General features: G+C 67.0%; 10 protein-coding genes and 1 riboswitch. Of the genes, 6 read left to right on the top strand and 4 right to left on the bottom strand.

The features are described 5' to 3' along the window. Window positions 1–2 precede the first annotated feature (2 nt). Window positions 3–284, top strand: coding sequence for an XRE family transcriptional regulator (locus HELO_RS19390; RefSeq protein WP_013331279.1), 282 nt, complete (start codon window positions 3–5; stop codon window positions 282–284). A gap of 77 nt (window positions 285–361) precedes the next feature. Continuing rightward, window positions 362–1,045 carry a hypothetical protein gene (locus HELO_RS02770; protein WP_013331278.1) on the top strand — a complete coding sequence of 228 codons (684 nt, stop codon included), beginning with the start codon at window positions 362–364 and terminating at the stop codon, window positions 1,043–1,045. Between the two features lie 6 nt (window positions 1,046–1,051). Here the strand turns inward: HELO_RS02770 and ilvD are convergent, their stop codons facing one another. The 3 genes from ilvD to HELO_RS02755 all read right to left on the bottom strand — a co-directional run bounded on the left by ilvD (window position 1,052) and on the right by HELO_RS02755 (window position 5,662). Beyond that, on the bottom strand, window positions 1,052–2,740 hold the full coding sequence (gene ilvD / locus HELO_RS02765; RefSeq protein WP_013331277.1) for a dihydroxy-acid dehydratase: 1,689 nt from the start codon (window positions 2,738–2,740) through the stop codon (window positions 1,052–1,054). Window positions 2,741–2,842: 102 nt separating this feature from the next. After that, the gene (locus HELO_RS02760; protein ID WP_013331276.1) at window positions 2,843–4,249 is read right to left on the bottom strand and encodes an SLC5/6 family protein; all 1,407 of its coding nucleotides are present in this window, start codon (window positions 4,247–4,249) and stop codon (window positions 2,843–2,845) included. Then, window positions 4,239–4,347, bottom strand: a riboswitch (TPP riboswitch). (Overlaps the previous gene by 11 nt.) A 103-nt stretch (window positions 4,348–4,450) precedes the next feature. Beyond that, window positions 4,451–5,662, bottom strand: a complete 1,212-nt coding sequence (locus HELO_RS02755) for an amino acid deaminase (protein ID WP_013331275.1) — start codon at window positions 5,660–5,662, stop codon at window positions 4,451–4,453. 243 nt (window positions 5,663–5,905) lie between these two features. On the opposite strand from HELO_RS02755, the gene HELO_RS02750 reads away from it, so the two are divergent. The 4 genes from HELO_RS02750 to HELO_RS02735 all read left to right on the top strand — a co-directional run bounded on the left by HELO_RS02750 (window position 5,906) and on the right by HELO_RS02735 (window position 10,333). Next, the gene (locus tag HELO_RS02750) at window positions 5,906–6,769 is read left to right on the top strand and encodes a MurR/RpiR family transcriptional regulator (RefSeq protein ID WP_013331274.1); all 864 of its coding nucleotides are present in this window, start codon (window positions 5,906–5,908) and stop codon (window positions 6,767–6,769) included. 1 nt (window position 6,770) lies between these two features. Continuing rightward, window positions 6,771–8,252 carry an N-acyl-D-amino-acid deacylase family protein gene (locus HELO_RS02745; RefSeq protein ID WP_013331273.1) on the top strand — a complete coding sequence of 494 codons (1,482 nt, stop codon included), beginning with the start codon at window positions 6,771–6,773 and terminating at the stop codon, window positions 8,250–8,252. After that, a complete protein-coding gene (locus tag HELO_RS02740; protein WP_013331272.1) occupies window positions 8,249–8,641 on the top strand; it encodes a RidA family protein in 393 nt (130 codons plus the stop codon). Before HELO_RS02745 ends, HELO_RS02740 begins: the two co-directional genes overlap by 4 nt. Before the next feature lie 201 nt (window positions 8,642–8,842). Next, window positions 8,843–10,333 carry a sodium:solute symporter family protein gene (locus tag HELO_RS02735; RefSeq protein ID WP_013331271.1) on the top strand — a complete coding sequence of 497 codons (1,491 nt, stop codon included), beginning with the start codon at window positions 8,843–8,845 and terminating at the stop codon, window positions 10,331–10,333. A 72-nt stretch (window positions 10,334–10,405) separates the two neighbouring features. Here the strand turns inward: HELO_RS02735 and HELO_RS02730 are convergent, their stop codons facing one another. Further along, window positions 10,406–11,905 carry a CoA-acylating methylmalonate-semialdehyde dehydrogenase gene (locus tag HELO_RS02730; protein WP_013331270.1) on the bottom strand — a complete coding sequence of 500 codons (1,500 nt, stop codon included), beginning with the start codon at window positions 11,903–11,905 and terminating at the stop codon, window positions 10,406–10,408. Window positions 11,906–12,037 lie beyond the last annotated feature (132 nt).

Here is a 12,037-nt window from a genome sequence, read left to right as displayed (position 1 = left end):
TCATGAGCACGGCAAGCCATACCTGTGATACGGATCCCAGCGATCCTCCTCCACGAAGGTGCCCTGACCTCGATGTCAGGGATCTGGAACAACGCACGCGCCTCATGCGCATCATCACCCGGCTGATCGCCATCTCTGATCTCGGCAGCCGCGACATTGCCCGCCGCGCCGGCCTGCCGATGCAGAAGATCAGCGACCTGCTCGCCGGGCGCCTGGAACAACTCACTCTCGATGAGCTGCGGACCCTGCGGCGAACCATCGATCCCGAGTTCACCGCTTCCTGAGCGACCGGACGCTGCCCCGGGTGCCGACGAACGCCGCCCGGGGCATATGGCAACCCTCAGTGACATGGAGAAATCCCATGCGACACCTCGCCACCGGCCTGCTGGCCACCGGACTCGTCATGACCGCTTCGGCCCCCGCGCTGGCCGATGGTCAGGCCACCCTGGAAGCACAATCGGATCAGGGCGGCGTCACCATGAACGTGCGCTGGGCGGGTGAAAACCTGCGAATGGACTTCCCCGGCCAGTCACAGGCCGGTTTCATGCTGCTGCGCGACGGCAAGGGCTACCTGGTCACCCAGGTGCAGGGGCAGACCATGGTCATGGACATGGCCAAGCTCAAGGGCATGGCCGAGAACATGGGCGGTGGCGAGGTCGAGACCATCGCCGGCCAGCAGGCCAGCCGGGTGGATGCCCTCGAGGCCACGGGCGACAGCGAATCCATCGCCGGCCTCGAAGGCGATGTCTACCGGCTTCAATGGACCGACAAGAACGGCAGCGCGCACGATGACGAGCTCGTGCTCAGCGACGACCCGCAAGTGCTCGAGCTGATGTCGGCCTTCCACGACTATCAGCGCAGCATGACCGGCGAGTCCGATCCCATCGCCACGACGCTGGAAGAACGCGGCCTGGGCATGCTGCGCTTCGGCGACCGCTTCCGGCTGGCCGAGATGACCGACGCCTCTCCGGCGCCGGATATCTTCGAATTGCCCGAAAACGCCAAGTCCTTCGAGGACATGATGCGCTCGGCCATTTCGGAGTGACCCCGGTCACTCCAGCCGATCGGTCACCGCGCCCATCGAGGCCGAGCTGACGACCCGCGCGTACTTGGCCAGGGCGCCCCGGGTGTAGCGAGGCTCGGGGCGCTGCCAGGCGGCGCGGCGACGCGCCAGTTCGTCGTCATCCAGAGCCACGTCGATGGTGTTGGCCTCGGCATCGATGGTGATGCTGTCGCCATCCTCCACCAGCGCCAGCGGGCCACCGTCGAAGGCCTCGGGCGTGACGTGGCCGACCACGAAACCGTGGCTGCCGCCGGAGAAGCGCCCGTCGGTGATCAAGGCCACCTGATCGCCGAGCCCCCGCCCCATGATCGCCGAGGTCGGCGTCAGCATCTCGCGCATGCCGGGCCCGCCGCGCGGCCCCTCGTAACGAATGACCACCACATCGCCGGCCACCACGCCGCCGTCGTTGATGCTCGCCTGGGCCTGCTCTTCGGAACCGAACACCCGTGCCGTGCCGGTAAAGCGGGTGCCTTCCTTGCCGGTGATCTTGGCCACCGCACCTTCCGGCGCCAGATTGCCGTAGAGGATGCGCAGGTGGCTCTCGTCCTTGAGCGGCGCATCGAGGGGCGCGATGATCGACTGGCCCTCGGGATAGGGGGCAACATCGGCCAGGTTTTCCGCCAGGGTCCGCCCCGTCACCGTCAGGCAATCGCCATGCAGCAGGCCGGCGTCGAGCAGGGTCTTCATCAATGGCAGGATGCCGCCGATGGCGACCAGCTCGCTCATCATGTAGTGCCCGCTGGGGCGCAGGTCGGCAAGCACCGGTACGCGGCGGCCGATGGCGGTGAAATCCTCGAGGCTCAGCGACACGCCGATGGTGTCGGCCATGGCGATCAGGTGCAGCACGGCATTGGTCGAGCCGCCCAGCGCGATCACCACGGTGATGGCATTCTCGAAGGCCTCCCGGGTCATGATGTCCGAGGGCTTGATGTCATGCTCGAGCAGGTTCAGCACCGCCTCCCCTGCCGCATGACTGTCGGCTCGCTTCTCGTCCGACACGGCATTCTGTGCGGAGCTGCCCGGCAGGCTCATGCCCAGCGCCTCGATGGCCGAGGCCATGGTGTTGGCGGTATACATGCCGCCGCAGGCACCGGGGCCGGGAATCGCCGTTTCCTCGATGCGCTTCACGTCGATGAGATCGAGATCACCACGACTGTGGGCGCCCATGGCCTCGAACACCGAAACCAGGTCGGTATGATCGGCACCGGGCATGATGGTACCGCCATAGACAAAGACGCTGGGGCGGTTCAACCTGGCCAGTCCCATCAGGCACCCCGGCATGTTCTTGTCGCAGCCGCCCAGCGCTACCAGGCCGTCGAAGCCCTCGCAACCGGCCACCGTCTCGATGGAATCGGCGATCACCTCCCGCGACACCAGCGAGTACTTCATGCCCTCGGTGCCGTTGGCGATGCCATCGGAAATGGTGATGGTGTTGAAGATCACACCCTTGCCACCGGCCGCATCGGCGCCGGCACTGGCCCGATCGGCCAGCTCGCCGAGATGGCTGTTGCAGGGCGTGACCTGGCTCCAGGTCGAGGCGATACCCACCTGCGGCTTGCTGAAGTCGTCATCGGAAAAGCCCACCGCGCGCAGCATGGCGCGGCTGGCCGACTTGCCGACGCCATCCACCACCGGGGCGGAATAGCGACGACGTGAATCACTTGGCGTATCGCTCATGCGGGTTCTCCTCGGGTCTCGGCTCGCTAGTCAGACCTTAGAGGGTGGCTGGCCACACCCGCGCTGGCAACCCGGGAAGGCCTGCCCATTGGCACTCGCGACTCAGGAGACACCCTCGGAGGCGACCGACCGGGAACGCCGGGCGGGCCGACACCAGGCAATCAACAGACTGACCAGCGTCGAGGCGATCAGGGCGCAGAGAAACGGCGACAAGGTGGGAATGCCACCCGGGAAGCTGGCCGCCTGAACGCCCGCCATCAGGCTGCCCTGGGCCACCCAGCCCGGCACGACCGCACCCACCAGGCCTGCCACACCGCCGGCCATTGCCGCCAGGGAGCCCATCCGCCGCCAGACGCCCAGCAAGACCGGCACCACGGTGGCCGCACACAGCAGATCGGCGATCAGAAACAGCCGCAACACGGAGAGTTCCTGCAGGGCGACCACCACCACCGGGACCATCAGGACCACGGTGGCCAGCCGCGCGGAGCCGATGGATAGCCCGCGACGCCCGGAGCCCGCCACCACCAGGGAGGCGATGGCGTTCTGCAGGGTATCCACGCTCGACGCCACCAGGGTGACGGCCAGCACCAGTGCCGGCACGGCCAGCCAACCCGGCGCCTCGGCCAGCAGCGCGAAGAAGGGAATCGGCGGCTCGCCCAACGGCAATCCATGCATGGCGGCCAGAATGCCGAGGCCACCGATCACCATGACCACCAGCAGCACGCCAACCCCGCCCAGCAGGGCGCCGCGCCCCAGTGCGCCATTCGTCTCGGCGGCCCAGACACGCTGCCAGTACCCCTGGTGGAACAGCTCCGCCGCCGTGACCGCGATAATCAGGGTCAAGGCCACCGAGAGGGCATTCACCGAAGGCGTGGTCGGCATTGACGCGTTTTCCGGCAAGGGCGGCAGGACCCAGACCACCACGCCGGCCACCAGCACCAGAAGCGCCAGCAGCAGCCAGCCCTGCCAGCGATCCGTGGCCAGGCTGGCACGCAGTCCGCCCACTGCCGTGTACACCAGGGTGACGACCGCCACGCCCATCACCACCAGCCCCGCCGGCACCTCGGAAAGCAAGGAGGCAATCGCGCCAATGGCCGTCAGTTCGGCGGCCAGGAAACACGCCATGTAGAGGATCGAAACGAGCGTGACCCAGCGCCGCACGCCCTGCCCATAGCAGGCCTCGGCGAACTCGCCGATGCTGCGCCCCTCGGGCAGGTAACGACGGATCACCGGCCCGTACAGGCTCAGCACGATGAAGGGCAAGGCGGAGCCGAGGGCATAGCCGACCAGCGCCAACGGCCCGACCATGGCACCGATCTCCGGTGGCGCGAAGAGAATCCAGGCCCCCATGCCCGATGCCAGGAAGGAAACGCCCAGCGAGCGGGCGCTCTGGGAGTTGCGAGCGGTCACATAGTCGTCGAGGGGGCCATCGGCCCGGCGGGCCCGCAGGCCCAGGTAGGCAAAACACAGCAGCGCCGCGCCGAGCACGGCTGACGTCAAGTAAGGCATGTCGCACTTCCTCCGCCGGTGTGAACCGGATCAGGTTCCAGGGTCAGCGTCACGCGCTTTCTCAGCCCCGTCGGTACGAGACTCCCCTGGCGACAGTGAATGAATTGTGGGGCACAGGCCGCGAAAATCACCCTGTGCATGACGGCCCGGAAGGACCGCCCGACAGCATGCCACACTCAGCAGTGGAAGACGAACAGTGGCTCAGAACGCCGTTTCGAGCGTCTCGGTCACCGTCAGGTGTTCATCGACCAGGCAGATGCGCCGCCACTTGTCGAAGGTCAGGCAGGGGTGGGAAGCCCCGAAGGCCACCACGTCACCGACCCGTACATTGTCGGCGTGCTCGGGCAAGCGGATGAAGGCATGCTGGTCCATCAGCTTGGTGAGCTCCCAGCCCGACACGCTCAGCACCTCGTCCGCCGAGCCGCCCTCGCGATAGCGGCGCAGCGGCTCGGGCAGGTGATCGAAGCCGATGTCGCGCTTGCCGAGCGCCACGATGGCCAGTCCCGGCTCGGGCAACGACTGCACCTGGGCGAAGACCTCGAGCGCCGGCCGCAGCCCTTCGTGCAGATCGGGCCGCCGCGACAGCACGCCGCGCTGGGCCTGGCGATAGATGCCATGATCGTGCACCACATAGCAGCCCGGGCGGATCACCGGGGTGAAGCGGGAGCGCAGCTCGGCGGCGTCGAAGGTCTCGGCGATCAGGTCATACCAGGCCGATCCCGAGGCGGTGATGATCGGGGCATCCACGCCGAACCGGCCCTCGTCATCCAGGCGACGGGCGGCCTCGACCAGCCGTGCGGCGTAATCGCGAATCGCCGGCACCGGATCCTCGGCATGCACCACGCCCTCGTAGCCTTCCATGCCGGCCAATGCCAGGCCCGGCTCGGTGTCGACGATCCGGGCCAGCTCGCTCACCGCCTCGACGGAACGGCAGCCGGTGCGCCCGCCTTCGACGCCCAGCTCGATCAGCACCTTGAGGGTCAGGCCACGTTCAGAGAAGAAACGCCCCAGGGCCCGCGCATTGTCCTCGCCATCGATCACGCAGTGGAAGTCGGCGCCCGCCTCGATCAGATCGGCAATGATCGCCATGTTGGCACGGCCCACCAGCTGGTTGGCCATCAACAACCGCTCGACTCCACTGACGAACGCCGCGCGACACTGCGGTGCGGTGGCCAGGGTGATGCCCCAGGCGCCCGCCTCGAGCTGACGACGGAACAGCTCGGGCGTCATGGTGGTCTTGCCGTGCGGCGCCAGCTCTGCGCCATGCGACTCGGCGAAACGCTGCATCCACGCCAGGTTGTGCGCCAGCGGCGCTTCCTGGATCGCCGCCGCCGGCAGACTCACGCCCTCCAGCAGCGAGGTCCCGGATTCCGGGACTCCCTTGTCACCCATCTTCGACGCCATCTGACGCATCTCGTCACTCCTCGTGTTCGGGAATCGGGCCTTGCGACACCGCCTTCGCGACGGCGCCCTGATAAAAACTTTCACACATATTGATTTCTTGTTAGAAAATACCATACCTTGATCGACAGGCAACCACAGGCCCTTCTCTAAGGATCCAAGGAAACGCTGAATAAATCGCCGAGCGTAGTGATTAGCACGCGTAGGCATTTAAGCAGTGTTTCCAAGCCATTCACCACACGCCAGGAGCCAATGGTGACTCAGGACATCGACATCCTGTCACGCATCACCAGCGATTTCGCCGGCTTGCGTGACGCCGAAAAGAAGGTCGCCGAATTGATCTTCGCCGATATCGACTTCGTCAGCGAAGCCAGCATCGGTGACATCGCCGCACGCGCCGACGTCAGCGACGCCAGCGTGACCCGCTTCGCCCGTGCCGTGGGTTGCCAGAACGTACGCGACCTCAAGCTGCGCCTGGCCCGCGCCCTGGCCGCCGGGCGTCGCTTCATCCAGGACGCCGGCGATACCGATGGACTCGGCGCCGTCTACGACATCGCCACCCAGACGCTCGAAGTCAATCGCGAACTGATGGAACAGGCCGACGTCGCCGGGGCCATCGAACTACTCGACGGTGCCCGCCAGATCCTGGTGTTCGGCGCCGGCGGCGGCTCCACCATGCTGGCCCAGGAACTGCAGTTTCGGCTGGTCAGGCTGGGCTACGCGATCAGCGCCTATCCGCAATCGCTGTTGCCGCGCATGGTGGCCTCGACCCTGGAGCCCGACGATGTGGTGGTCACCCTCTCGGTGAGCGGCTACACGCCCGAGATCGTCGAGTCGGCACAGATCGCCCGCCAGTACGGTGCCAGGGTCGTGGCGATCACCGCCAACGGCTCGCCCCTGGCCGAGACCGCCGATGTCGTGCTGCCGGTAGCCGCCCGCGAGACCGACTTCATCTATCACCCCTCGGCATCGCGCTATGCCGTGCTCGCCGCCATCGATGTGCTGGCCCTCGAACTGGCCCTGCGTCATCAGGATCGAAGCCGCGACAAGCTGCGCCGGCTCAAGATCACCCTGGACGCCCATCGCGGCGGCGACAACCGCCAGCCCCTGGGGGACTGACATGCATCACGACCTGCTGATTCGCGGCGCCATGGTGCTCGACGGTACCGGCGCCGCGCCCTTTCCAGCCGACATCGCCGTGAGCGGCGAGCGCATCGTCGCCGTGGGAAGGCTCGCCGCGGACGACGCCACGACTGTCATCGAGGCCCACGGGCGTTATCTGGCGCCGGGGTTCATCGATGTCCACACCCACGACGACACCAACGTCATCCGCACCCCCGAGATGCAGCCCAAGCTCTCCCAGGGCGTGACCACGGTGGTGGTGGGCAACTGTGGCATCAGCGCCTCGCCCGTGACCCTGCGCGACAGCGTGCCGGACCCGATGAACCTGCTGGGCGGCGTCGAAGACTTCCGCTACCCGAGCTTCGCCGACTATGCCCGGGCGGTGGACGACGCCGTGCCCTCGGTCAACGTCGCCGCACTGATCGGCCATACCAGCCTGCGCAGCCAGGTGATGGACGATTTCGCCCGGCCCGCCGAAGCGGCGGAGATCGAGGCCATGCGGCGCTCGCTGCGCGACGCGCTGGACGACGGCGCCCTGGGCATGAGCTCGGGGCTGGCCTACCGCAATGCCTTCCATGCCCCCGACACCGAGATGCGTGCCCTGGTCGACGAGGTCGGCGCCGCCGGCGGCCTCTACACCACGCACCTGCGCGATGAATTCGCCGGCCTGCTCGACGCCATGGACGAAGCCTACGCCACCGCCCGGCACGGCCAGGCACCGCTGGTCATCTCGCACCTCAAGTGCGCCGGCGCCGGCAACTGGGGCAATGCTCCCCTGGCCCTTTCCAGCCTCGAACGGGCCGCACGGGAACATCGCGTGCACTGCGACTGCTACCCCTACACGGCGGGTTCCTCGACCCTCGACCTGGGCCAGGTCACCGACGAGATCGCGATCTTCATCACCTGGTCGGATCCGCATCCCGAGCAGGCGCGCCGCCCGCTGGCCGACATCGCCGCCGACTGGAACGTCTCGCTGATGGATGCCGCGCGACGCCTGCAACCGGCCGGTGCCGTCTATCACAACATGAGCGAGGACGACATGCGCCGGGTGCTGGCCCACCCGCTGTCGATGATCGGCTCCGATGGCCTGCCCAACGACCCGCATCCGCATCCGCGCCTGTGGGGCGCCTTTCCACGGGTTCTGGCCCGCTACAGTCGCGACCTGGGCCTGATGCCGCTGGCCGAGGCGGTGCGCAAGATGACCGGCCTCTCGGCGGCACAGTTCGGCCTCACTGACCGGGGCGTCATCCGCGAGGGCGCCTACGCCGACCTGACGCTATTCGACCTGACGACGCTCGAGGATACCGCCGACTACGCCCGCCCCATCGCCGCGGCTCGCGGCATCGACCTGGTCACGGTCAACGGGGCGATCGCCTATCGCGACGGCCATTTCGCCGACCACCGCCGCGGCCGCCTGCTGCGTCGGCGGCAGCGTCTTTCCCCCACTCCCATTCATGCCATGACGGAGGACTCCCCATGACCATCAAACGCTACGGCGCCGAAGGCGGCACCGGTACCGGCGGCCAGAAGCTGCCCTTCTCCCGCGCCGTCGAGGCCGGCGGCTGGCTGCGCGTCTCCGGCCAGACACCCATGACCGACGGCGAAGTCGTCGAGGGCGGCATCGTCGAGCAGACCCGCCTGGCCTTCGACAACTGCCTGGCCATCATGCACGAGGCCGGCTACGGCGTGGAGGACGTGGTGCACGTCACCGCCGTGCTCACCGATGCGCGCTACTTCTCGTCGTTCAACAAGGTGTTCGCCGAGATCTTCGGTGACCATCCGCCGGCACGGATCTGCAGCGTCCAGGACCTGGTGGTCGACTGCAAGGTCGAGGTCGACGTCTCCTGCTACCGCGCCGATCGCGCCTGACCACGAGGGCCCGAGGCCGGAGAGAAGACACGGCTGAAGGCAAGAAGAACAAGGAGGGAACGACCGCGACACCCAGCGACCGTGCCAATGAAAAGGCGCCGCGCCCCGGCAAGGACACGGCGCCACACAGCGATAAACACAGCGTTCTTACCACTGCCTCGGTCGCGGCAACGACCGAGCCAACAAGTATAAGAGGCATGTATGAATAGTCATATCTTCCTCGGCACCTTTTTCGTCTACATCGTCCTGATGATCGGCTTCGGCTGGTGGGTCTCGCGGCACAGCCGCGGTAGCGGCGATGACTTCCTGCTCGGCGGACGCAGCGTGCCGCTGTTCCTGACCGTCGGCACCACGGTGGCCACCATGGTCGGCACCGGCTCGAGCATGGGTGCGGTGGGCTTCGGCTACACCAACGGCTGGGCCGGCGCCCTGTATGGCATCGGCGGCGCGGTCGGCGTGCTGCTGCTGGCCCTGCTGTTCGCCCCGGTGCGCAAGCTGCGCTTCATGACCATGAGCGAGGAACTGTCGTATTACGTCGGCGCCAATCGGCTGGTGCGCAACCTCGTCGCCCTGCTGATCTACATCGCCTGCATCGGCTGGCTGGGTGCCCATATCCTGGGCGGCGGCCTCTACCTGGCCTGGATGGCCGATATCGACCCCGCCCTGGCCAAGGTCATCGTGGCGCTCGGTTTCGGCATCTACTGCGTGATCGGCGGCTACATGGCGGTGGTCTGGACCGACACCATCCAGGCCATCGTGCTGTTCATCGGCTTCTTCCTGATGGCCGGCCTGGCGCTGATCGAGGTCGGCGGCTTCTCGGGACTCACGGCGAGCATGGATGCCGGCGCCACCAGCCTGCTCGGCATCGACAAGATCGGCGCTCTGCCGGCGCTGTCGCTGGCCGCGGTGATCGCCGTCGGCGTACTCGCCACACCCTCGTTCCGCCAGCGCATCTACTCGGGCAAGTCGGTGGGCTCGGTGCGCCGCTCCTTCCTGGTGACCGGCGTGCTCTACCTGGCCTTCTCGATCGTCCCGGCGATCATCGGCATGGCCACCCACGCCCTGAACCCCTCGCTGGACAACAGCAACTTCGCCTTCCCCTTCCTGGCCACCGAGGTGCTGCCGCTGGGGCTCGGCCTGCTGCTGCTGGTTGCCGGCCTTTCGGCAACCATGTCCAGCGCCAGCTCCGACGCCATCGCCGGGGTCTCGACGCTGATGCGCGACCTCTACGTGCTGTTCACCGGCAGAGCGCCCTCGGCCCGCCACGTGGTGCTCTATTCACGTCTCGCGCTGGTGGTCACCATCGGCCTGGCCCTGACCTTCGCCCTGGCCTCGGACAACGTCATCGACTACATCACCACGATGATCTCGACAGTGCTGGCCGGACTCTTCGTGTGCGGGCTGCTGGGTCGCTTCTGGCCACGCTATAACTGGCAGGGTGCGGTGGCCTCGCTGATCACCGCCTCGGCCACATCACTGGCGGTCACCGCCCATGCCGGCTGGAGCGATTTCTGGGGCAACCCGAGCATTCCCTCGGTGCTGCTGGCGATCGGCGGCGGCGTGCTCGTCAGCCTGCTGACACGCGCCCCGCGCACCACGCCCGAGCAGGCACTGGCCATCCTCGATCAGGAACGCCGCCGCATGGAAGAAGCGCCCGACGTCAGCCTGACTGCCGGCGCCTCTCAGGGATAACGCCACGTCGTCCCTCAAGACAAACGGCCCCGCCTCTCGCGAGACGGGGCCGTTGTCATCGTCGTGGCCGGATCAACTCAGCGAAATCGTGCTGTTGATGCCGCTGGAAACGTTCTCCGGTTCGAACCAGCGGGCGGTCACGGTCTTGGTCTGGGTCCAGAAGGCGATCGCCTGCTTGCCGTTGGGCCCCAGGTCGCCGAGCTTGGAGCCGCGCGAGCCGGTGAAACTGAAATAGGCCACCGGCACAGGGATCGGCACGTTGATGCCCACCTGACCGACATCGATGTCGGTCTCGAAGCGACGCGCCACCCAGCCGGAGTTGGTGAAGATGGACGTGCCGTTGCCGTTGGGGTTGGCGTTGATGAAATCGATGGCATCGTCCAGGGTCTCGACGCCCACCACGCACAGCACAGGCCCGAAGATCTCCTCGCGATAGATGGTCATTTCGGCGGTCACGTCGCTGAACAGGGTCGGTCCGACGAAGTTGCCATCGGGATAGCCTTCCACCTGATGGCCGCGCCCATCGACCACCAGCCTGGCGCCTTCACGCTCGCCGGTGGCGATCAGTTCCTCCACCCGCGCCTTGGCGGCCGGCGACACCAGTGGTCCGAGATCGGCATCCCGCTGGGTGCCGGGGCCGACCTTCATGTTGCGTGCCCCTTCGGCGATGTCGTCCAGCCACGACCGTGCCTCGCCGACCAGCACCACCACCGAGTTGGCCATGCAGCGCTGACCGGCGGCGCCGAAGGCCGACCCCAGCAGGTTGTTGATGGCCTGGCTGCGATTGGCATCGGGCATGACCACGCAGTGGTTCTTGGCCCCCATCATCGCCTGCATGCGCTTGCCGGCGGCCGCGGCGCGGTTGTAGAGCAGCGAGCCGACATGGGTCGAGCCGATGAAGGACAGCGCCTTGATATCGGGATGATCGGCGATCCGGTTGGCCACCTCCGGTCCGCCATGCACCACGTTGAGCACGCCCGCCGGCACGCCGGCCTCATGGGCCAGTTCCACCAGTCGCATGGTCGAGCTGGGATCCTGCTCGGAGGGCTTGAGCACGAAGGTGTTGCCGGTGGCGATGGCCAGCGGAAACATGAAGCAGGGCAGCATGATCGGGAAGTTGAAGGCGGTAATGCCGGCTCCCACGCCCAGCGGCTGGTTGAGCGTGTAGACATCCACCTCGCTGGCGGCATTCTCGGCCAGCTCGCCGAGCTGCAGCGAGGTGATCGAGCAGGCGTGTTCCACGACTTCCAGGCCGCGCCCCACCTCGCCGGCGGCGTCCGGCAGGGTCTTGCCGTGTTCCTCGGTGATCAGCGCCGCCAATTCCTCGGTGTGCTCGCGGATCAGCGCCTGCAGCTTGAGCATGATGCGCTGCCGCTTGGCCAAGGGCACCTTGCGCCAGCTCTTGAAGGCCTCCCGGGCACTGGCCACGGCCCGGTCGACCTCTTCGACGGTGCAGAAAGGCACGCGGGCGACCACCTCCTGGGTGGCGGGATTGACGACGTCGCGCACCTCCTGGCTCCGGGAGGGAACGGCCTGGCCGTCGATGTACAGCGGAATCTCGCGGACGGACATGAGCATGCTCCTGTGACGATTGTGATTGTGGTGTCGTGTGCATATCGACAAGACGCCCGAATGATTCGAGTCTAGCCAGACGTCGGATAGCGAAACAACGGGCACACAGGCACATTGTTTGTGCGCTCATGC

The organism is Halomonas elongata DSM 2581, from assembly GCF_000196875.2.
GTDB lineage: Bacteria > Pseudomonadota > Gammaproteobacteria > Pseudomonadales > Halomonadaceae > Halomonas > Halomonas elongata.
This window is presented reverse-complemented; position numbering and strand designations above follow the sequence as displayed.